Origin of the sequence: Bacillus sp. 1780r2a1, assembly GCA_024134725.1 — a bacterium.
Taxonomy (GTDB): Bacteria; Bacillota; Bacilli; order Bacillales; family Bacillaceae_H; genus Priestia; species Priestia aryabhattai_A.
The window spans coordinates 3,347,281-3,369,112 of sequence record CP099863.1; the positions used below are offsets into that span (position 1 = coordinate 3,347,281).

The 21,832-nt window shown below is 38.8% G+C and carries 20 protein-coding genes; 1 reads left to right on the forward strand and 19 read right to left on the reverse strand.

Annotated elements, in window-relative coordinates; all coding sequences use genetic code 11:
• Positions 1-217: 217 nt before the first annotated feature.
• Genes NIZ91_16835 through mce form a run of 3 tightly spaced genes read right to left on the reverse strand, consistent with a single transcriptional unit; the run spans position 218 to position 3,332 of the window.
• Positions 218-1,339, reverse strand: a complete 1,122-nt coding sequence (locus tag NIZ91_16835) for a tripeptidase T (protein ID USY54394.1) — start codon at positions 1,337-1,339, stop codon at positions 218-220.
• Positions 1,340-1,364: 25 nt separating this feature from the next.
• Complete coding sequence (locus NIZ91_16840; GenBank protein USY54395.1) at positions 1,365-2,915, reverse strand: methylmalonyl-CoA carboxyltransferase; 1,551 nt, start codon at positions 2,913-2,915, stop codon at positions 1,365-1,367.
• Between the two features lie 3 nt (positions 2,916-2,918).
• Positions 2,919-3,332, reverse strand: a complete 414-nt coding sequence (mce, locus tag NIZ91_16845) for a methylmalonyl-CoA epimerase (GenBank protein USY54396.1) — start codon at positions 3,330-3,332, stop codon at positions 2,919-2,921.
• A gap of 157 nt (positions 3,333-3,489) precedes the next feature.
• Between mce and prli42 the strand changes: the two genes are divergently transcribed.
• Entirely contained in the window at positions 3,490-3,585 is a 96-nt protein-coding gene (gene prli42, locus NIZ91_16850; protein USY54397.1) for a stressosome-associated protein Prli42, read from the forward strand.
• 28 nt (positions 3,586-3,613) lie between these two features.
• On the opposite strand, the gene NIZ91_16855 is transcribed toward prli42, so the two are convergent.
• The 16 genes from NIZ91_16855 to yqiS form a co-directional block, all read right to left on the reverse strand.
• Positions 3,614-4,120: a L,D-transpeptidase gene (locus tag NIZ91_16855; GenBank protein USY54398.1), complete on the reverse strand. Its 507-nt coding sequence runs from the start codon at positions 4,118-4,120 to the stop codon at positions 3,614-3,616.
• A gap of 63 nt (positions 4,121-4,183) precedes the next feature.
• Complete coding sequence (locus NIZ91_16860) at positions 4,184-5,134, reverse strand: aromatic acid exporter family protein (GenBank protein ID USY54399.1); 951 nt, start codon at positions 5,132-5,134, stop codon at positions 4,184-4,186.
• A gap of 148 nt (positions 5,135-5,282) precedes the next feature.
• Positions 5,283-6,005 (reverse strand): amino acid ABC transporter ATP-binding protein, encoded by a 723-nt coding sequence (locus NIZ91_16865; protein ID USY54400.1) that lies wholly within the window; start codon positions 6,003-6,005, stop codon positions 5,283-5,285.
• Entirely contained in the window at positions 5,998-6,657 is a 660-nt protein-coding gene (locus NIZ91_16870) for an amino acid ABC transporter permease (protein ID USY54401.1), read from the reverse strand. Before NIZ91_16870 ends, NIZ91_16865 begins: the two co-directional genes overlap by 8 nt.
• A 32-nt stretch (positions 6,658-6,689) precedes the next feature.
• Positions 6,690-7,484: a transporter substrate-binding domain-containing protein gene (locus tag NIZ91_16875; protein ID USY57205.1), complete on the reverse strand. Its 795-nt coding sequence runs from the start codon at positions 7,482-7,484 to the stop codon at positions 6,690-6,692.
• Between the two features lie 279 nt (positions 7,485-7,763).
• Entirely contained in the window at positions 7,764-8,201 is a 438-nt protein-coding gene (locus NIZ91_16880) for a BrxA/BrxB family bacilliredoxin (protein ID USY54402.1), read from the reverse strand.
• Positions 8,202-8,292: 91 nt separating this feature from the next.
• A complete protein-coding gene (gene meaB, locus NIZ91_16885) occupies positions 8,293-9,294 on the reverse strand; it encodes a methylmalonyl Co-A mutase-associated GTPase MeaB (GenBank protein ID USY54403.1) in 1,002 nt (333 codons plus the stop codon).
• Between the two features lie 4 nt (positions 9,295-9,298).
• Positions 9,299-11,455, reverse strand: coding sequence for a methylmalonyl-CoA mutase (gene scpA / locus NIZ91_16890; protein USY54404.1), 2,157 nt, complete (start codon positions 11,453-11,455; stop codon positions 9,299-9,301).
• The gene (locus tag NIZ91_16895) at positions 11,448-13,400 is read right to left on the reverse strand and encodes a methylmalonyl-CoA mutase family protein (protein ID USY54405.1); all 1,953 of its coding nucleotides are present in this window, start codon (positions 13,398-13,400) and stop codon (positions 11,448-11,450) included. Before NIZ91_16895 ends, scpA begins: the two co-directional genes overlap by 8 nt.
• 197 nt (positions 13,401-13,597) lie before the next feature.
• The gene (locus NIZ91_16900; GenBank protein ID USY54406.1) at positions 13,598-14,866 is read right to left on the reverse strand and encodes a 2-oxo acid dehydrogenase subunit E2; all 1,269 of its coding nucleotides are present in this window, start codon (positions 14,864-14,866) and stop codon (positions 13,598-13,600) included.
• A 14-nt stretch (positions 14,867-14,880) separates the two neighbouring features.
• Entirely contained in the window at positions 14,881-15,864 is a 984-nt protein-coding gene (locus NIZ91_16905; protein USY54407.1) for an alpha-ketoacid dehydrogenase subunit beta, read from the reverse strand.
• Positions 15,865-15,877: 13 nt separating this feature from the next.
• A complete protein-coding gene (locus tag NIZ91_16910; protein USY54408.1) occupies positions 15,878-16,870 on the reverse strand; it encodes a thiamine pyrophosphate-dependent dehydrogenase E1 component subunit alpha in 993 nt (330 codons plus the stop codon).
• A 21-nt stretch (positions 16,871-16,891) separates the two neighbouring features.
• Positions 16,892-18,313, reverse strand: a complete 1,422-nt coding sequence (gene lpdA, locus NIZ91_16915) for a dihydrolipoyl dehydrogenase (protein USY54409.1) — start codon at positions 18,311-18,313, stop codon at positions 16,892-16,894.
• 20 nt (positions 18,314-18,333) lie between these two features.
• The gene (gene buk, locus NIZ91_16920) at positions 18,334-19,434 is read right to left on the reverse strand and encodes a butyrate kinase (protein USY57206.1); all 1,101 of its coding nucleotides are present in this window, start codon (positions 19,432-19,434) and stop codon (positions 18,334-18,336) included.
• A 241-nt stretch (positions 19,435-19,675) separates the two neighbouring features.
• Positions 19,676-20,776: a branched-chain amino acid dehydrogenase gene (gene bcd, locus NIZ91_16925; GenBank protein USY54410.1), complete on the reverse strand. Its 1,101-nt coding sequence runs from the start codon at positions 20,774-20,776 to the stop codon at positions 19,676-19,678.
• A 15-nt stretch (positions 20,777-20,791) separates the two neighbouring features.
• Positions 20,792-21,700 carry a phosphate butyryltransferase gene (yqiS, locus tag NIZ91_16930; GenBank protein ID USY54411.1) on the reverse strand — a complete coding sequence of 303 codons (909 nt, stop codon included), beginning with the start codon at positions 21,698-21,700 and terminating at the stop codon, positions 20,792-20,794.
• Between the last annotated feature and the right edge of the window lie 132 nt (positions 21,701-21,832).

A 21,832-nucleotide genomic window follows, 5' to 3' on the forward strand; every position in this document is an offset into this window, starting at 1 on the left:
TTTATATAAAACATTTTTGAAAGCGCTTACATATTTTTTTATTGACTTTCCCCTCGACTGATTTCACTCCTTTTCGTTAAGGTTTTAAGCTTATAATCCATTTTACTGAAGAAACCTGCTGTTTACATTATACAAAGTGTCAAAAAATTCAAACTTTAAATTAGCCGATATGTAAAAAGCTTGAGCTGCAAGGCTCAAGCTTTTTACAATAAGATTATTATCCATTTGCTACTTCTTTGATAATCGATACAACCAGCTCTGATGTTTTTACAAGTTCTTCAACTGGAATCTTTTCGCTCGTTGTATGAATGTCTTCATAACCCACCGCTAAGTTTACAGTCGGCACATCAAAACCTGCAATGACGTTTGCATCGCTGCCACCGCCGCTTTGTAACAGACGTGAAGAGCGATCGATATTGGCAACGGCTTTTTTAGCTACTTCAACAACATGGTCTCCATCGCTGAATTTAAATCCAGGATACATTACTTTAATATCTACTTCAGCTCTTCCTCCCATGTCACTTGCTGCAGATTCAAAAGCTTCCTTCATTTTGGCAACTTGCGCTTCCATTTTTTCAGGAACCAGTGAACGAGCTTCTGCTAAAATCGATACGTAGTCGCACACAATATTCGTTTGTGTTCCACCTTCAAAACGACCAATGTTTGCCGTTGTTTCTTCATCGATGCGCCCTAACGGCATACGTGAAATCGCTTTTGAAGCAATGGTGATCGCTGAAACCCCGCGCTCAGGCGCTACACCAGCGTGAGCTGTTTTTCCGTAAATATCTGCTTTAACTTTTGCTTGAGTTGGAGCAGCAACAATAATATCGCCCACTTTTCCATCGCTATCAAGCGCATAGCCAAATTTAGCCGTTACAAGTTTTGGATCTAATGCTTTTGCACCCACTAATCCGGATTCTTCTCCAACCGTAATGATAAACTCAATGGTACCGTGCTCAACATTTTGCTCTTTTAACACTTGAATAGCTTCTAACATTGCTGCCAACCCAGCTTTATCATCAGCTCCTAGAATCGTTGTTCCATCGCTTTTAATATAACCGTCTTCAATGGATGGCTTAATGCCTTTTCCAGGAACAACTGTATCCATATGAGAAGTAAAATAGATGGTATCTACTCCTTCTTTTGTTCCAGGAAGGGTACAAATTAAATTACCTGCACCATGTCCAGTTTCAGCTGTTGTATCATCTTCAACAACTCTTACTCCTAACGCCGTGAATTTTTTCGTTAATACTTTTGCAATCTCGGCTTCATACTTTGTTTCTGAATCAACTTGTATAAGTTCTAAAAATAGATCAACTAAACGTTGCTCATTAACCATAATATGTAATCCCTCCAAAATTAACCTACAATGGTATGTTACCATGTTTTCGCTGTGGACGCTCTTCCTTTTTATTGTGCAACATTTCAAGTGCTTGTATTAGTTTTATTCTCGTATCTCTTGGATCAATTACATCATCTACCATACCCGCTCTTGCTGCAACGTACGGATTAGCAAATTTATCGCGATACTGCTCAATTTTTTCAGCTCGAACCTCTTCAGGAGCATCACTATTATGAATTTCATGCGCAAAGATAATATTGGCAGCTCCTTGAGGACCCATAACGGCAATTTCAGCATTTGGCCAAGCATATACCATATCTGCACCAATCGATTTACTATTTAGCGCAACATAAGCTCCACCGTAAGCTTTTCGCAAAATCACCGTAATTTTCGGAACAGTTGCCTCAGAATAGGCATATAAAATTTTAGCACCGTGACGAATGATACCGCCATGTTCTTGCTTAATACCTGGAAAGAATCCTGTTACATCTTCAAACGTAATAAGTGGAATATGAAAAGAGTCACAAAACCTTATAAAACGTGCGGCTTTATCTGAGGAGTTAATATCTAAGCTGCCGGCCATAAATTTTGGTTGATTACAAACAAGCCCCACCACGCTTCCATTCAAGCGAGCTAAGCCAACCACAATATTTTTAGCAAAATCTTTTTGCACTTCTAGGAATGTGCCTTCGTCTACGACATGTTGAATAACATGGCGAACATCATATGGTCTAACAGCATCAAAAGGAACAACATCCAGTAATTCCGGGCGGTCATTGCTTTGATCATCATAAGGGACACTCGGTGGCTTTTCAGTATTAGATAAAGGTAAATAACTTAGTAAGAGGCGAACTTGCTCAAGCACTTCTTCTTCTGAACCTGCACTAAAATGAGCATTTCCACTAATTTCATTATGAACAGCAGCTCCACCTAAGTTCTCTGCTGTGATGGTTTCACCCGTTACTGTTTCAATTACTTTCGGTCCTGTAATAAACATTTGGCTCGTCTTTTCCACCATAAATACAAAGTCAGTGATGGCTGGTGAGTATACTGCCCCACCTGCACATGGTCCCATAATCACTGAAATTTGAGGAATGACTCCAGAATAAATAGCGTTTCGATAAAAGATTTGACCGTATCCGTCTAACGACATCACGCCTTCTTGGATTCTCGCTCCACCGGAGTCATTTAATCCGATAAAAGGCACACCAGTTTTCGCTGCTAGGTCCATTACATTGGCGATTTTTTTTGCATGCATTTCTCCAAGCGCACCGCCAAATACCGTAAAATCCTGAGAAAACAAATAGATACCTCGACCATTTACTTTACCGTACCCCGTGACAACACCGTCTCCAGGACCCGTCTGTGTGTTCATATTAAAGTCCAGACAGCGGTGTTCTATAAAAGGCTGAACTTCAACAAACGTTCCGTTGTCAACCAATAAATCAATTCGCTCTCTAGCCGTTAGCTTTCCTTTAAAATGCTGTTTTTCAATTTTTTCATCTCCCCCCCCTTGTTCAATTTTGCGGCGCTTATCGTATAGCTCATTTAGCTTTTCATAAATATCAACCATCTGCTATTCCTCCTTTGTTGGTTTCTTTTCACAAAGCTCATACAAAACCCCTGCCGTGGAAGACGGATGTAAAAAAGCAATGGCCGCACCACCAGCTCCTAATCTTGGCTCATCATCAATCATTTTAATTCCACGTTCTTTCAGTTCTTGAATCCGTTCTTCAATGCTCTTAACGCCAAAAGCAATGTGATGTATACCTTCTCCACGCTTTTGAATAAATTTAGCAACTGGACTGCTATCATTTAAAGGTTCAAGAAGCTCAATTTTCGAATCACCGCATTGAAAAAAAGCTACCTTTACACCTTGATTTTCTACTTTTTCTGTCCCTAAGCATACTAAGCCAAGCTGCCTCTCATAAAATGGTTTAATTTTATCAATCGAGTGAACAGCAATGCCAATATGATCAATTTTGTTCATATTTCCCACCCCCACAAAAAAGCGTTTTCATTTAGACATATTCTTGAATGAATCGTCATTCTCCTTCTTAAAACAAAAGCGAATAAAGAAGTTGCTTGTCCCATTTCGTTGCTACATGTAAAATAGAAAAAAAGGTTGTGAGAGGAGCTACTCTTTTATGTCGAATAAAAAATGGCAAAAAATTGTGGTCTATTTAATGCTAGGAACAATGGTAATCACAACTGTTCTTGCTGGCATTACAATGTGGCTATAAAAAAGGTAGGTGATTTCTCACCTACCTTTTATTGCACCTCTATTCCTTTTTCTTTCGCTAGGTCTTCAAAGGGTTTTCCACTGGTCACAATCCATACTTTTGTTCCAAGAGGAACCTTTTCATATAACTCCACAACTCGCTCATTTCGAAGCCTAATGCACCCATTCGAAACATACTTACCGATAGAGTTTGGCTGGTTTGTACCGTGAATGCCATAAATTCGTCCATCCGTGTCTTTTGCATCAAATCCAATCCACCTCAATCCAAGTGGATTAGTAGGGTCCCCACCTTCTATCTTATCTTTGCGATAATAAGGATTTGCTGCTTTGACTGTGATTGTGAATTCCCCTTCTGGTGTTAAATCTTTTGTTCTTCCTGAACCCACTTTAATAACACTCTCTATCTTACCATGTTCAATATATGCTAATTCATTTGTCTGTTTGTTTACAATAATAAAAGGGTCAGCTGGTAAAGGATTTTCTCCCAGCGGCCAAATTGGTGATACAAGTACTAAAATAAGAAATACGACGTGCATACAATTCAACCCCTTACGCTTTTTCTTATTGTTCGTAAGGGTTTGCTACAACATGCATATTGTTTACGTAATTTTTAAGCTTTGTTTAATAATTAAATATTGCTCTATTTCCTTTACAAAATGTAACAGATCCGCTCGCGCTTCAAATTCTTCACGAGACTTAGGTAGATCCATGCTTTGAAAAGATTCTTTGAGTTGCTCTAGCTTTAATAAAAAAAGCTTGGCTGTATTACCAGGGTGAATAGAAAAACTTAATTCTTCAATAAAATCAGCAATCATATATCTTTGTTCAACCACAAGATCGATTGATGTGAGAAGAGGAAGAGTACGTTCTAGAATTTCTAATTGTTTTTCACGAATTTTAAAATATCGATAATAATAATTTTCTGAACGTACAAAATGGTTTTCAACATCTCGAAAGGCTAAACTTTTAGCTTTTTCTAAAAGCACTGCTGTATCAGCAATTTCTTTACCGGACCAAGTACTTTCGTTTATTCTTAAATAAATCGCCATTTCTTTAAGCATAATATGAAAATTCTCTTCAATGTCCTGCTGATACTGACGAAGCTCTTTGTCTAAACTTGGCATGTATAAGTTAACAAGAAGCGCTACGCCAATCCCAACCACAATTAGCCCCAATTCGTTTAAAACAATTTGCCACGTCATATTTTCAAGAGAATAAATGTGCAATAAGATAACCGAACTTGTTACAATTCCTCCGTTCACCTTTAAAATAACGGTTAACGGAATGAAAAATAGCAGCATTAGCCCAATAACCGCTGGGTGGTAAGCAATTCCTTCAAAGAAAATAAATGAAAATAAAATTGAAATCGAACAAGCTACAAAGCGATCAAACGCACTTTGCAACGATTTTTTCTGTGAATTTTGTATACATAAGATTGTAATAATCCCCGCTGATGGGAAAAACTCAAGGCCAATGAGCTGTGCAATGCTAATTGCTAGTGCAGTACCTACGGCTGTTTTAAAGGTTCGATAACCAATTTTATATTTCATGTCGTCAAAACTCCTAAGCAGTTCCTTTTTTATAAGTTATTCATAATACTATTATTTATTAACATGTTTCATTCAATTACGCAATGCTTGGAGCTTTTTATAAATTAAAAAAAGCGTAGAACAACTTTCGTTCTACGCTTTCTGATTATTATAAGATTTTTTCGAGAAAATCTTTCGCACGCTTACTTTTAGGTGCAGTAAAAAACTCAGTGGGAGGTGAGTCTTCCACTAGGCGACCACCATCTAAAAATAAAACACGATCTGCTACTTCGCGCGCAAATCCCATTTCGTGCGTAACAATAACCATTGTCATACCCGTTTCAGTTAATGATTTCATTACATCTAATACTTCCTTTACCATCTCTGGATCTAAAGCAGATGTTGGTTCATCAAAAAGCATTATTTCTGGCTCCATCGCAAGAGCACGAGCAATAGCAACACGCTGCTTTTGACCTCCTGAAAGTCGATTTGGATACTCGTTTGCTTTTTCAGCTAGTCCGACTTTGGTTAGCAGTTGCATTCCTTTATTTTTCGCTTCTTCTTTTGAAATGCCTTTAACTGTAATAGGCGCATACGTTAAGTTTTCAAGCACCGTCATATGAGGAAACAGATGAAAATGCTGAAACACCATTCCGACATTTTGTCGTACGTTCATAATGTTTGTTTTCGCATTGGTAATTTCTTGATCAGCTATTGTAATAGCTCCACTAGTTGGCTGCTCAAGTAAATTCATACAACGTAAAAACGTTGACTTCCCTGAACCTGATGGGCCAATGACAGCGACTACTTCTTTTTCTTTAATAATTGTAGAAATGCCTTTTAGAACTTCATTGTGGCCAAAGGACTTGTGTAAGTTTTCAATTTTAATCACCTTTTCTCATTCTCCTCTCGATCACTTTACCAAGGAGCGTTAAGCCCATTACCATGATGTAATAAATTAATCCTGCAAATAATAGAGGTTCAAAATATGCAAACTTTTCTCCTCCAACGATATATGCACGTCTCATAATATCAAGAGCACCGATAACCGTTACAAGTGCTGATTCTTTCGTGAGCGTAATAAACTCATTCATTAAAGCTGGTAAAATATTTTTTAAGGCTTGTGGCATAATAACCTGGCCCATCATTTTACGATATGGAATTCCTAGAGCAAGAGCAGCTTCACGTTGCCCTTTATCGACTGCTAAAATACCAGCACGAATAATTTCTGAAATATACGCAGCTGAGTTTAATCCAAATGCAGCAACTGCAGCAGGAAACGGCGCAATATCAAAACCTAAAATCTGTGGTAACCCAAAATAAATAAGCAATAACTGCAGTACGAGCGGCGTACCACGAAAGATTGATGTATAAAGGTCAGCTAACCAAATGAGCGGTTTTGAACGACTAATCTTAAATAGGGATAAGATTGTTCCTAGTACAAAACCCACAATGGCTGAAGCTAAAACTATTTGAATCGTCACTCCTATCCCTTTTAAAATATAAGGGATTGAAGGCACGATTTGTGAAAAGTCCAAATTCATGCCTGTTTTCCTTCCTCTCCGTTCATTGTCTCTTATTCTTTGCTATCAAACCATTTAACAATTAGCTCTTCTAGCTCTCCATTGTCTTTCATTTCTTTTAACTCTTTGTTAAATTCGTCTGTCAGTTTGCTATCTTTTGAAAACGCAATTGCAGATCCTTTATTAGAGTCTTCTCGGCCTGTTTCTACAAGTTGTAACGTATCATCTTTTGCAACATAGCCTTTTGCTACTGTATCCTCAATGATTGCTACATCAATACGATTTGACTTCATTTCTTGAATCAATTGTGGAATACGATCGCGACTTTCAATTTTAATGTCTACTTCTTCTGATAGTGTTTTTGCTTCATCTTCTTGAATAGATGCTGTTTGAACACCTACTTTTTTTCCGTTCAACTCTTCAATGCTATTAATTGGCTCGTCCTTTTTAGATACAAGTACATTTTTCGCCTCATAGTATACATCTGAAAAATCCACGTTCTTTTTACGCTCTTCCGTTGGCGTCATTCCTGCTAAAACAAAGTCCACTTTTTTAGACTGTAAAGATGGTATTAAGCTACCGAACTCCATGTCGACAACTTGCACTTCATAACCTAGTTCTTTACCAATTGCTTTTGCTAAGTCGATATCAAAACCAATCGGCTCATTGTCGCCTTTTGCTGTATCAATATACTCAAACGGTGGATAATCAGCTGAAGTTCCCATTTTTAATACTTTTGCATCATCACTGCCTCCGCTTCCATTTGAAGCACCTTCACCAGCACCACAAGCAGCTAATGCTCCGGCTGTTAACAACCCTATAACTGTTACTGATAGCCATTTCTTCATTTTCATATCACATACCCTCCAAATTCTAATATTTTTAAAATTAATAATATTATGAAATAAGTTTTTCCTTATTACAAGTCATTACAAAAAATAAATATATATTCATGTAACTGTATTTTAACACGTATTTATATTTATGCAATACTTTTTTTAAATATAGATTTAGCTATATGAAAATACTTATCCACCATTTTCCATAACTATGTGAATTATGTATAAAAAATTAATATTATAAACATTTTCACCAAACAAAAAAAGCCGCTTACGCGGCTTTTTCATTTATACTTCTTCACAATATTTTTCAAACGCTTCTTGAAGTTTTGTTACAACAGACATTGGCTCATGTCCTTCAATTTCATGACGCTCTACCATTGTCATAATTTTACCATCTTTTAATAACGCAAAAGATGGGGAAGATGGTGGATAACCTTCAAAATATTCTCTAGCGCGAGCCGTTGCTTCTTTATCTTGACCAGCGAATACAGTAACGAGATTCGTTGGGCGCTTATCGTAATGAACGGAATGAGCAGCTGCTGGTCTAGCAATTCCACCTGCACATCCACAAACTGAGTTCACCATTACTAATGTTGTACCTGACTTTTGAAGCGCATCCTCTACGTCTTCAGCTGTCGTTAATTGTGTATAGCCTGCAGCTTCAATCTCTTGACGCGCTTGGCGAACAACATCATTCATAAATAAATTAAAATCGATGTTCATCTTTTTACCTCCTTTAGTTAGCTACTTTTATCATAGCAAACCATGACTTAAAACGCGATTTCTTTCGCTTATGTTTGTAAAAAAATTATTGTTATTTTATCGGTTGATTCACTTGTTCATACTGATGAATTATTTTCTCAAATGCTTCTTCCATCGTTAGGTGTCCTTTTTGCATATGTTGCTCAACGCTTTTTAAAGCCTGTCGCAGCTCTTGCTTACCATAAAAAGATTCGTACAGATAATCAGAAATTCTTGACTGCAACCATGCAGATAGCTGTAATCCCCGCTTTTTTTCAAACTGGCCATTTTGTATCATCCAACCCTTATAATCAGCAATGTGATTCCACAAGTTTATAAAGTCACCTGCTTCATAAATAGAGGTTGTTAACACTTTTGGTTGCCAATTAGGTGAATGAGCATATAGAAATGAAATAACGGATTCATACTCTTTTTTCGTAAGTACTGCTTTTTGTCGATTATCTCCATCCGCTTTATTGACACAAATTAAGTCAGCTAATTCTAGAATTCCTTTTTTAATTCCTTGAAGTTCGTCTCCTGCCCCTGTTAACACAAGAAGAATAAAAACATCAACCATTTGCTTAACGATTCCTTCACCTTGCCCCACGCCCATTGTTTCGACAAAAATAACGTCATAACCTGCTGCTTCACATAAAAGGATAGCTTCTCTTGTCTTACGATGAACTCCTCCTAATGTTCCTTGTGAAGGAGACGGTCGAACAAAAGCTCTTGGATGCTTAGCGAGCTGTTCCATGCGCGTTTTATCACCTAAGATACTTCCACCGGACACCGTACTGCTGGGATCAATCGCCAGTACTGCTACTCGGTACCCATGATCACATAGATACGTCCCAAATGCATTAATTAACGTACTTTTTCCGGCTCCTGGTACACCTGTAAATCCAATTCGAATTGATTTTCCTGTATGCGAATAAATTTCTTTCATTAACTGTTGAGCCAAGTGTTTATGCTTAGCAGCCTGGCTTTCAATTAAGGTAATGGCTTGTGCTAAAGCAGCTCGATTTTCTTTTAAAATTCCATCTTTATACTGAGACACCGTTTTTAATTTGGCCATATAATCACTCATCTACCGCTAGCTTTTCTTTAATCTTTTCTAACACATGGATAGCTGCTTTTGGAATGATCGTACCTGGACCAAAGATAGCTGCTGCTCCGCTTGCTTCTAAGAATGGATAATCTTGTTTAGGGATAACGCCTCCTACAATGACTAAAATATCTTCTCTACCATGTAAGTGCAGCTGTTCAACAAGCTGTGGAAGTAGCGTTTTATGTCCTGCAGCAAGCGAGCTAAACCCTACTACATGAACATCATTTTCAATTGCCTGCACTGCAGTTTCTTCAGGCGTTTGAAAAAGCGGACCAATATCAACATCAAAACCTAGATCGGCAAATGCTGTAGAAATGACTTTTGCTCCACGATCGTGACCGTCTTGACCCATTTTAGCAACTAGAATCCTTGGCCTTCTTCCTTCTTCTTCTAAGAAATCATCCGTTAACCGGCGAACTTTATCAATAAGCTCTGCTCCTTCAAATTCTGCTTGATAAACACCTTTTATTGAGCGTGTAACTGCTTGATGCCTACCAGATATTTTTTCAAGAGCAAATGATATTTCTCCTAGCGTTGCTCTTGTTCTCGCAGCTTCAACCGCTAGCTCTAGTAAATTTCCTTGGCCTGTTTCAGCAGCATGTGTTAAATCACGTAAGGTTTTTTCCACCTGCTTGTCATCGCGCTGATTCTTCAGCTCTTTTAACCTTTCTACCTGCGCTGTTAGCACCGCTTGATTATCAATATCTAAAATCTCTAGTTCCTCGTCTTCGTTCGCTTTGAATGCATTCACTCCAACAATAATTTCAGCTTTGGAATCGATTCTGGCTTGCCTTCTCGCAGCAGCTTCTTCAATTTTCATTTTTGGAATTCCAGTTTCAATTGCCTTAGCCATGCCACCAAGTGCTTCAATTTCTTCTAAATGAGCCCATGCTTTATGAACAAGCTCATTTGTTAGCGATTCAATATAATAAGCTCCTCCCAGTGGGTCGATAACAGAACAAATAGACGTTTCATCTTGCAAATATAGCTGTGTATTACGTGCTATTCTTGCAGAAAAATCTGTTGGTAACGCAATTGCCTCATCTAATGCATTCGTATGCAATGATTGTGTGTGTCCTGAAATAGCTGCAAGTGCTTCTACGCATGTACGTACTACGTTATTGAATGGGTCTTGCTCCGTTAAACTCCAACCAGACGTTTGTGAGTGGGTGCGCAAAGCTAGTGATTTGGGATTTTTGGGGTTAAACTGCTTCATTAACTTAGCCCATAGCAATCGACCAGCTCTCATTTTTGCTACTTCCATAAAGTAATTCATTCCAATCGCCCAAAAGAATGATAGCCGCGGGGCAAAAGCGTCTACTGAAATACCAGATTTTATCCCCGTTCGAACATATTCTAATCCATCTGCTAGGGTGTAGGCTAGCTCCAGGTCAGCTGGTGCTCCTGCTTCTTGCATATGATAACCCGAAATACTGATGCTATTAAATTTAGGCATATGTTCAGACGTATACTTGAAAATATCTGCAATAATTCTCATCGACATATCTGGAGGGTAAATATACGTATTCCGCACCATGTATTCTTTTAAAATATCATTTTGAATGGTACCGGCTAGTTGTTCCCTTTGCACACCTTGTTCTTCAGCAGTTACGATATAAAAAGCCATGATTGGTAGTACAGCACCATTCATAGTCATTGAAACTGACATTTTATCCAGCGGAATACCGTCAAAAAGCTTTTTCATGTCTAAGATAGAATCGATTGCCACCCCTGCTTTGCCTACGTCGCCCACAACACGAGGATGATCAGAGTCGTACCCTCGGTGTGTTGCTAAATCAAAAGCAACAGACAGCCCTTTTTGTCCTGCAGCTAAATTCCTACGATAAAAAGCATTGCTTTCTTCTGCTGTTGAAAACCCTGCGTACTGACGAATCGTCCATGGTTTTTTCACATACATCGTCGCGTAAGGTCCTCTTAGGTAAGGCGGCTTTCCTGGTGTAAAGTCCAGAAATTCAATGCCTGTATAATCTTTTTCTGTATATAAAGATTTCACAGGAATTTGTTCATTTGTTTGAAAAGATGTTACAGTATGCTGCTTACTCTTTACTCCCTTTGTTTGTGTATCAGAGCCAAAATCAATGTTTTCAAATTGTGGTTTTTTATACATGTTGATTCACCTCAATCCAGCGTACTAATTGGGTAAAGCAGTTAATTGCACTTACATTTTCATTAATAACCTTTGTCGCTCCGGCTACCTCTGATTTCGCTACAACATATACATAAAGTTTTTCTTGCTTATACTTGTTAAGGAAAGCAAGCATATCTTTTACTTGTTCAGGTTCACCACATACTACGTATGCATGACAAGGATGTTTTTTCAACCATTCAATGGTATCCAAGTCATGATATAAAGGCGAAAAAATTTCACATTGAAATCCACCAGACTGGAAGAAACCATAAGCAAACTCTTTTTGTTGCTTGACCAATTTACTTTGTGATAGTTCAATGCAACCAATAGTCATTCCTTTGGTTTTTTTACGCACCTGCTCAAACGCTTCGCTTTTTCTCCACTGGTTTAAAGGAAGAATTGATTCAGGACAGGATTGTTGCTCATATGCATCCACTAACAGGAAGGGCTCTGCTAATTCGTTTCTTAACTGCAATTGATATTCATGGTAGTCTTTTTTTGCAGCGTTGTCTTCTTCATAAATACTTTCACTTGAAGATACATAATGCGTCACTCCTACCATTCTTTCATTTCTACTATGTAGCTGTTCTCTTTTCTTTTCACTTATATGTTGGAGCTCACATTGAATCCACCCTGACTTTAGACATGCTTCCATACCGCCTTTGGACTCAATTTTTTGAAATAGCTTCCAAGCTTTTTCTGCAAGTTCATGCGTGTAGGATTCAATGTACCATGAACCTCCTGCTGGATCTATGACTCTTCCTAATTGTGATTCTTCTTGAAGCATTAGCTGAGTATTTCGTGCGAGTCGATTGGATAACTCTGTTGATTGCTTTGTTATAGCATCATATGGATAAACATGTAGGCTATTTGCTCCTCCAATAATTCCAGCAAATGCTTGCAGGGTTCCTCGTAAAATATTCGTATGTAAATCTTGTGCTGAAAGCGTATGGATGGATGTGTTGACATGGATGAAAGGAAGCGGTACGTCTATAGTCTTGGAAAACGCTCGAACGGCCTGAAGCCATAGAAAGCGAAATGCACGCAGTTTTGAAACTTCCATAAAAAGCTGTGAGCTTGTTGAGAATGAAAATGCCAGATGAGGTAATACATGATGTAAGGGAATATTGCGCTTTAAACATTCATCCGTGTATTGTACGGCTGTTGAAAGTGCATATGCTAACTCTTGAACGGCTGTTGCTCCGCTCATATGATAAGGTTTTGTATCAATAAGTACTGTCTTTAGCAAGCTTTTCTTTTCTTGTACAAACGAAATCGCTTTTGCCATGTCATGATACAAATCAGTAATCGGAATTGGTGACTTAGCGTGTTCAGCTAACGAACCGAGCGGATCCATTCCAATCACTCCAACCATTTGAGATAACGTGATTCCTTCCTGTTGACAGTACGTATTGATAGATTCAATCAACGGTATTACTGTATATCCAGAAGGAATAAAAAGAGGTACTTCAGGCAACTGAATATCTTTAAAAAGCGCACATAGATCTGTATAGTTAGAGAGCAAAACGCCATTTTTCAATTTAGTAAAAGGAACTGTTAAAGGATTCTGTCCGTTAGTTGAGATAGGGTTTAACTCAATAGCCAATGACGTTTGTCCGTTATCTAACGCTTCCTTTATCATTTGATTTGCTTTCTTTGGAACGGCTACATTTATTCGCTGTGCAATATTCCATTTATTTGATGCGGAATGTGAGTCTATACCTCTGACAAATAAGTAAAGGTCTTCATCTTTTAAATGCAATAAATTCTGCACATCCTTTTTCCGATAAAGCGTTTTCAAAGATATGTTCTCAAATGTTCCTTTTTCATATAAATGAGGATCATCTTTTAGCGCTTTTTTTACTTCTTCTATCCATTCTTGTTGAGGAGTATAGGTAAATTCATGAAAAGATGGTTTATTCATCGTCATTTCCCCTTTGCACTTTGATACCAAAGCCTTTTGCTACTAACATACTTTCTTTTATTTTATTACATTCTATAAGCGAAATATATATACCTTCTCAAAATCCACTATGTCAAATCGTCATAACGAGCAGAACTTTTTCGAATTAAATATTAAACAAATAAAAGCACAATGAGCGAATCATTGTGCTTTTATTTTTAGTAAATCGATGTATGTTCCTTAGACATCGATTCTAAAATTTCCTTAATGCGTTTTAGGAATTGACCACAGACAAGTCCATCAAGTACACGATGGTCAAGAGATAAACATAGATTAACCATGTCTCGAATGGCAATCATATTATCGATAACAACTGGACGTTTCACAATGGATTCTACCTGTAGAATCGCTGCTTGTGGATAGTTAATGATTCCCATAGATTGAACGGAACCAAATGATCCTGTGTTATTTACGGTAAACGTTCCACCCTGCATGTCTGCTGCTTGTAATGAACCTGCTCGTACTTTTTGTGCCAATTCATTAATTTCACGTGCAATTCCTTTAATTGTTTTTTCATCCGCATTTTTTATGACAGGTACGAATAGCGCATCGTCTGTTGCAACAGCAATTGAAATATTAATATCTTTCTTTTGAATAATTTCATCCCCTGCCCACATCGAATTGATTTCTGGGAATTCCGTTAAAGCCTGTGCAATCGCTTTGACGAAGAAAGCAAAGTACGTTAAGTTAAATCCTTCTTTTTGTTTAAATTCTGTTTTGATAGAATCACGATATGATACGAGGCTTGTTACGTCCACCTCAACCATTGTCCAGGCATGAGGAATTTCGTGCTTGCTTCGTAACATGTTGCTAGCAATTGCTTTACGCACACCAGATACAGGAATTGCTTTATCCCCAGAAGCCGTTGGAACAGGCTCTGGCTTTTTGACCTCTGCTTTTGGTGAAGGCGTTGCTGATGGAACCGATACTGTTTTTGGCGTCTCTTGATGACCAGCTGAATCCATCTGTGGACCTTTTTCAATTGCAGCCAGTACGTCTTTCCTTGTAATTCGACCACCTGCACCTGATCCTATAAGTGTTTCAAGATTAATTCCATGTTCTTGAGATAAACGAAGAACGGCTGGTGAGTAGCGCTTTTTATTGGAATGGTCAGCTGTATTTAATTGTGAAACTTGTTCGCTCGTTTCTTTTGAAGGGTTTTGAGCTGCCTCTGCTGAAGATGCTCCTTCTACTTCAATCAAACACAGCGTTTCTCCAACTGGTAGCGTCTCATCTTCAGCTGCAATAATTTCTTTAATTACACCCGTAAATGAAGATGGAACTTCTGCATTCACTTTATCCGTCATCACTTCTGCTAATGGATCATATTTATTAACTTGATCTCCCACAGCTACTAGCCATTTGCTAATCGTGCCTTCGGTTACGCTTTCTCCAAGCTGAGGCATCTTGATTTTTTCAATTGCCACTGGAAACAACTCCTTTAAAATTCAGCTAATTCTCTCATTGCTTTTTCTACTTTATCTGGATTTACCATAAAATACTTCTCCATCGTTGGAGCATATGGCATAGCTGGAATATCTGGACCGGCCAAACGTTGAACGGGTGCATCCAAATCAAATAAACAATGTTCTGCAATAATAGCCGCTACTTCACTCATGATGCTTCCTTCTTTGTTATCTTCTGTTACAAGAAGCACCTTACCTGTTTTAGATGCAGCTTCAATAATTGCTTCTTTATCTAATGGATACACTGTACGTAAATCTAATACATGAGCTGAAATTCCATCAGCGGCAAGTTTTTCAGCTGCTTGAAGTGCAAAGTGGACACAAAGACCATATGTAATAACAGTAATATCATCGCCTTCGCGTTTCACATCTGCTTTCCCGATTGGGAGTACATAATCGTCTTCTGGCACTTCACCTTTAATTAAGCGATACGCACGCTTATGTTCAAAGAATAACACCGGATCATCATCACGGATTGCTGCTTTTAATAATCCCTTTACATCATAAGGCGTAGATGGCATCACAATTTTTAACCCTGGCTGATTGGCAAACAACGCTTCAACTGATTGTGAATGATAAAGAGCACCGTGCACGCCTCCACCATAAGGTGCACGAATTGTAATTGGACAGTTCCAATCATTGTTCGAGCGATAGCGAATTTTTGCAGCCTCTGAAACGATTTGGTTAACAGCAGGCATGATAAAATCAGCAAACTGCATTTCAGCAATTGGACGCATTCCGTACATTGCTGCTCCAATTCCAACTCCAGCAATCGCTGATTCTGCCAGCGGCGTATCAATTACTCGTTCTTCTCCAAACTGCTCATATAAGCCGTTAGTTGCCTTGAATACGCCGCCTTTTCTTCCCACATCTTCTCCTAATACAAATACACGTGAATCTCTTTCCATCTCTTCACGCATAGCCATTGTTACGGCATCGATATATGACATTACTGGCATTTTTGTTTCCTCCTCACTCACCGTATACGTATTTTAAAGCTGATTCTGGATCTGCATATGCAGCATGTTCTGCGTAGTCTGTTGCTTCATTCACAATTTTCATGATTTCTTCAAGCATTTCAGTTTCTTTCGCATCTGTTAGAGTCCCAGTTTCTTTTAAATACGCACCAAAGCGAATAATTGGATCATTTTTCTTCGCTTCTGAAATTTCGTCTGCTTCACGATACGCACGATCATCATCATCACTTGAGTGAGCAGTTAAACGGCTAGAAACCGTTTCAATAAGTGTTGGTCCTTCACCTTTTACTGCTCTTTCTCTTGCTTCTTTTACAACTTTATATACTTCTAAAGGATCGTTTCCATCCACTGTGTATCCAGGCATTCCATAGCCTATTGCACGGTCTGATACCTTTTCACACCCAAGCTGCTTTTCTACTGGCACTGAAATGGCATATTTGTTATTTTCACACATGAAAATAACAGGTAATTTATGAACCCCTGCAAAATTAGCACCTTCGTGAAAATCACCTTGGTTTGATGAGCCTTCACCGAATGTTACAAATGTCACCAACTCTTTTTTCTCCATTTTACCTGCCAAAGCAATGCCAACAGCATGAGGAACCTGCGTTGTTACCGGAGAAGACCCCGTTACAATGCGCTTCTCTTTATACCCGAAGTGACCTGGCATTTGACGACCGCCTGAGTTTGGATCTTCTGCTTTTGCAAATCCTGATAGCATTAAATCACGTGCTGTCATTCCGAACGCAAGAACTACTCCCATATCTCGGTAATAAGGTAATGCGTAGTCTTTCTCACGATCTAACGCAAACGCTGCACCGACCTGCGCTGCCTCTTGTCCTTGACACGAAATAACAAAGGGTACCTTCCCAGCACGATTTAGTAACCACATACGCTCATCAATTTTACGAGCAAGAAGCATTGTACGATACATTTCAACTACTTGTTCATTTGTTAAACCTAGCGCTTCATGACGATTTTCAGTCATCAGTTAAAACCTCCTTAATAATTAAAAATGAATGGCCTTTCCATCAACAGCTAGTGCTGCTTCACCGATTGCTTCAGATAAGCTTGGGTGTGGATGAATAGTATGAGCAACTTCCCATGGCGTTGCATCTAACACTTTTGCAAGACCCGCTTCTGAAATCATGTCTGTTACGTGTGGACCAATCATGTGCACTCCAAGCAAGTCATTTGTTTCTTCGTCTTTAATGATTTTTACAAATCCTTCTGCTTCACCATATACAAGTGCTTTACCAATTGCTTTAAACGGCATTTTACCAACTTTCACGGCATGACCTTTTTCTTTTGCTTCTTGCTCTGTTAAACCCACGCTTGCCACTTCTGGGCTACTATATACGCACTTTGAAATAGTTTCATATTGAATTGGCAGCGGCTTTTTGTCTCCTATATGTTCGATGGCTACAATTCCCTCATGAGAAGCAACGTGCGCAAGTTGAAGACCACCAATGACATCACCAATTGCATAGATATGCGACTCTTTTGTTTGATAAAATTCATTTGTCTTAATAAAACCATTCTCAACAACAATATCTGTGTTTTCTAATCCAATACCTTCAACGTTGGCTTGTCGTCCAACAGATACAAGCATCTTTTCAGCTTCGTATGTACTTGTTTCACCATTCACTTCAGCTTTCACTTTTACACTGCTAGCTACTTCAACAGTATCCGCTAATACTTTAGCAGAAGTAACTACCTCAATTCCTTTTCGCTGTAGCTGCTTTTTCATTTCAGTTGATACATCGTAATCTTCGGTCGGCAGAATCCGATCACTGTATTCAATAATTGTTACCTTAACTCCAAAGTCAGCAAGCATTGAAGCCCATTCAACACCAATCACACCGCCACCAACAATCATAATAGATTGAGGAAGATTTTTCATTTGTAACGCTTCATCCGATGTAATGATAAACTCTCCATCAATCGTTAGTCCTGGTAACGTTCTTGGGCGCGAGCCCGTTGAAATGATTACGTTATTTGGTATAAGCATTTCATTTTCTTCACCGCTCTTTAGTTCAACTGAAATGGTTCCTGGCATCGGTGAAAAGATGGATGGTCCTAATATGCGACCAAAGCCTTCATACACATCGATTTTGCCTTTTTTCATCAGTCCTTTGACACCATTATACAGCTGTGTGACAACCGAATCTTTTCGCTCTTGTACACGCTCATAATCAAGTTTTACATCAGATGCTAAAACGCCAAAAGAGGCTGCTTTTTTTGTTGTTTGATATACTTCTGCACTTCGTAACAAAGCTTTGCTTGGAATACACCCTGCATGAAGGCATGTACCACCCAGCTTTTCTTTTTCTACAATTGCAACGCTTAAGCCGAGCTGAGAAGCACGAATTGCCGCTACGTATCCGCCCGTGCCTCCTCCTAGAACTACTACATCATATTCTCTTGCCATATATTGTCACGCCTTTCCTTTTAAAGTGTAGAAGAGTGAATGTGCTCACCAGGATATTGCTTTGCTTTTTCTTCCTGTTTTAAGACGCGCAGTGCACCCTCAGCCAGTGCTTGAAGCTCATTTTCCCCAGGAAACACCGTAACATCTGCAATCCACTTTACGCGTTCAATAATTAAACTCACGAACATTTTTGAATAAGCAATTCCACCTGTTAAAATAATCGCATCGACCTTACCTGCTAACACAGCACTTGCTGCACCAATTTCTTTTGCAATTTGGTAAGCCATTGCTTCATACACCAATTTTGCTTTTTCATTTCCATGTTCAATAAGTTTTTCAACTTTTTGAACATCAGACGTCCCTAAATATCCAACTAATCCACCTTTACCAACAAGCATCTTCATAATATCTTCGCGATAATACTCACCGGAAAAACATAAGCGGACAAGTTCTCCCACTGGAACACTTCCCGCTCTCTCTGGACTAAAAGGACCGTCACCATGTAAACCGTTATTCACATCAACGACTCTTCCATAATTATGAACACCTACAGTGATACCTCCACCCATATGTGTCACAATTAAATTTAATTCTTCGTATTTTTTATCAAGTTTGGCAGCAACTTTACGGGCTACTGCTTTTTGATTTAATGCATGAAAAATGCTTTTACGCGCCATATATGGGCTACCTGATATCCTAGCCACGTCCAATAATTCATCAACAACCACAGGGTCTACAATGAATGCTGGAATATTCAAACCAGAACCGATTTCATATGCCAAGATTCCACCAAGGTTTGATGCATGGTGACCTGCATATCCTTCTTTTAAGTCTGTAAGCATTAGCTTATTTACTTCATACGTACCGCCTTCAATTGGACGTAACAACCCACCACGTCCGCAGACTGCATTAAGTTTTGATAAATTAATTCCCTCTTCATCAAGCGCTTCTAGAATAGATTTTTTCCGAAACTCATATTGATCATAAATGGTTTCAAATACACTCAGTTCTTTTGCTTCATAGCGAATCGTGCGATCAAAAATCATTTGATCATTGTGGAATACACCGATTTTCGTTGATGTCGATCCTGGATTAATGGTGAGTATTCGATAATCTTGCATAATTAACATAGAGCCTCCTAGCTGTATCAAGTTTAACTTCCATCAGCGGAAACGTTCTTTATCTCCATTGACGTTTAGTTCAACTTACCGAACCTTTACAGACAGCTGATTTCCCACTTCTTTTCTTTGTAACCTCATCATCTTAAAAGAAGGATTTACTATCCGTTAAGAGTGGGGTAAAATGCTGTTTGCCTAAATGAAGCTAGGGAACGTATCTCTACAGGTCCCTAGCTGTTAATTATTAGCGAGAACGTCTACTTAAAAGGTGATGTTCATTTTGCAAAAACTGACTGCGAGAGCGTCTTAGTTTCTCAATTCGCTCTTCTGCTAGGCGATCTGCCGCTACATATGTCGGAATTCCATCTCGCTTTGAAATTTCAATTACTTTTTCAATATTATCATAAATCGTTTCAACCTTTTTCAATGCGCGTTCACGATTATAACCAATCAATTCGTCCGCTACGTTAATTACTCCTCCAGCGTTGATTACATAGTCCGGTGCATAAATGATTCCCATTTCATGAATCATATCACCATGACGGGCTTCTTTTAACTGATTGTTTGCTGCTCCTGCAATTACCTTTGCCTTTAATTGTGGAATTGTTTCATCATTGATTGTTGCACCTAGTGCACAAGGTGCATAGATATCACATTCTACTCCATAAATATCCTGCGGGTCTACTGCTTTTGCACCGAATTCTTCAACTGCACGCTGCACAGACTCCTTGTTGATGTCTGTCACAATGAGCTTTGCTCCTTCTTCATGAAGATGACGACACAGGTTATATGCAACGTTTCCGATTCCTTGAACTGCTATTACTTTTCCTTCTAAAATATCCGTACCGAATGCTTCTTTTGCAGCTGCTTTAATCCCGCGATAAACTCCATAAGCCGTAACTGGCGAAGGATTTCCTGATGAACCAAACGCAGGTGAAACTCCTGTCACGTAGTCTGTTTCTTGATATACAAGGTCCATATCTTCAACAGTTGTTCCCACATCTTCAGCTGTAATATAGCGTCCGTTTAGCCCTTGAATATAACGTCCAAACGCGCGGAACATTTCTTCGTTTTTATCTCTTTTAGGATCACCGATAATAACTGTTTTACCGCCTCCCAGGTTAAGCCCTGCTGCTGCGTTTTTATATGTCATCCCTTTTGCAAGGCGCAGCGCGTCTTCAATTGCCGCTTCCTCAGACTCATACGTCCACATTCTCGTTCCACCTAAAGCAGGCCCAATTGTTGTATCATGAATGGCAATAATTGCTTTTAACCCCGATTGCTCATCTTGGCAAAAAACTAATTGTTCATAATCGTATTGTTCCATATAGCTAAAAATTTTCATTGTTGTTTCCTCCTATTAATTATGTGTCGCTACGTTGATTGCTAACGCTAACGAGTAAAGTTTACTTTCAGCAGAGTCTGCTCGTGACGTAAGTACGATTGGCGCTTTTGCTCCAGCAATAACAGCTCCAACCTTTGCTTTCGCAAAATAAATAAGTGATTTATATAAAATGTTTCCCGATTCAATTGTAGGTACCATTAAAATATCAGCTGCTCCAGCAACTTCGCTTTGAATTCCTTTTTGCTCAGCAGCTACGTGACTGATGGCATTATCCAAAGCAAGAGGTCCATCGACAACACAACCTTTTATTTGACCACGCTTGTTCATCTGTGTTAGTAATGCAGCATCAGTAGTCGCTTCCATTGCTGGATTGACTACTTCAACAGCCGCAATTGGTGCTACTTTCGGTTTGGTTATCCCCATTGCTTGTGCAACACCCACGGCATTTTCAATAATTTGAACTTTCTCTTGAATATTTGGTGCAATATTCATTGCTGCATCTGTGACAATAATAGGTCTGTCATACCCTGGAATTTCAAAGGCAGCTACGTGTGACAAGACGTTTCCAGTTCGCAAACCGTTCTCTTTATGTAAAACAGCTTTAAGAATGGTTGAAGTTGAGAGGTGACCTTTCATAACGATATGCGCTTCATTCATTGCTACAGCACGCACTGCTTCTTGGGCAGATTGTTGAGGTGAATTTGTATGCACAATCGTAACTTCGCCTGCTTCCAAGCGTCTTTTGATTTTTTGCTCTAAATTTGATTTAATTTTAGCTTCGTTTCCATATAAAATAAAACGAGCTAATTGGTGCTCACAGGCCTGATTAACCGCTTCAAGGGTTTCTGCGTCCTCAGCAGCAGCAACGGCGATTGTAACCTGTTTATTCGTTATACTTTTACGCATTAACTGTTTAAGTATCATGAAGTGCTCGACCTTTCATGTTAGAGTTTGGTAAAAACGAAGCGAATAGCTTCACCACTTTTTATATTTGCAAGAACCATGCCAAATACTGATAACACCGAAAAATCCCTCGTTTTCTAACGAATTGCCTTG

Excerpts from the sequence above, each read along its gene's own strand:
- NIZ91_16910 (USY54408.1), bottom strand. The coding sequence starts at position 16,870 with ATGACTGAAAATCGTCATGAAGCGCTAGGTTTAACAAATGAACAAGTA.
- NIZ91_16875 (USY57205.1), bottom strand. The coding sequence starts at position 7,484 with ATGAAGAAATGGCTATCAGTAACAGTTATAGGGTTGTTAACAGCCGGA.
- yqiS (USY54411.1), bottom strand. The coding sequence starts at position 21,700 with ATGATACTTAAACAGTTAATGCGTAAAAGTATAACGAATAAACAGGTT.
- prli42 (USY54397.1), top strand. The coding sequence starts at position 3,490 with ATGTCGAATAAAAAATGGCAAAAAATTGTGGTCTATTTAATGCTAGGA.
- NIZ91_16855 (USY54398.1), bottom strand. The coding sequence starts at position 4,120 with ATGCACGTCGTATTTCTTATTTTAGTACTTGTATCACCAATTTGGCCG.
- NIZ91_16895 (USY54405.1), bottom strand. The coding sequence starts at position 13,400 with ATGAATAAACCATCTTTTCATGAATTTACCTATACTCCTCAACAAGAA.
- NIZ91_16860 (USY54399.1), bottom strand. The coding sequence starts at position 5,134 with ATGAAATATAAAATTGGTTATCGAACCTTTAAAACAGCCGTAGGTACT.
- NIZ91_16840 (USY54395.1), bottom strand. The coding sequence starts at position 2,915 with ATGGTTGATATTTATGAAAAGCTAAATGAGCTATACGATAAGCGCCGC.
- NIZ91_16905 (USY54407.1), bottom strand. The coding sequence starts at position 15,864 with ATGCCAGTAATGTCATATATCGATGCCGTAACAATGGCTATGCGTGAA.
- lpdA (USY54409.1), bottom strand. The coding sequence starts at position 18,313 with ATGGCAAGAGAATATGATGTAGTAGTTCTAGGAGGAGGCACGGGCGGA.
- buk (USY57206.1), bottom strand. The coding sequence starts at position 19,434 with ATGCAAGATTATCGAATACTCACCATTAATCCAGGATCGACATCAACG.
- NIZ91_16870 (USY54401.1), bottom strand. The coding sequence starts at position 6,657 with ATGAATTTGGACTTTTCACAAATCGTGCCTTCAATCCCTTATATTTTA.
- NIZ91_16835 (USY54394.1), bottom strand. The coding sequence starts at position 1,339 with ATGGTTAATGAGCAACGTTTAGTTGATCTATTTTTAGAACTTATACAA.
- bcd (USY54410.1), bottom strand. The coding sequence starts at position 20,776 with ATGAAAATTTTTAGCTATATGGAACAATACGATTATGAACAATTAGTT.
- mce (USY54396.1), bottom strand. The coding sequence starts at position 3,332 with ATGAACAAAATTGATCATATTGGCATTGCTGTTCACTCGATTGATAAA.
- scpA (USY54404.1), bottom strand. The coding sequence starts at position 11,455 with ATGTATAAAAAACCACAATTTGAAAACATTGATTTTGGCTCTGATACA.
- NIZ91_16880 (USY54402.1), bottom strand. The coding sequence starts at position 8,201 with ATGAACATCGATTTTAATTTATTTATGAATGATGTTGTTCGCCAAGCG.
- meaB (USY54403.1), bottom strand. The coding sequence starts at position 9,294 with ATGGCCAAATTAAAAACGGTGTCTCAGTATAAAGATGGAATTTTAAAA.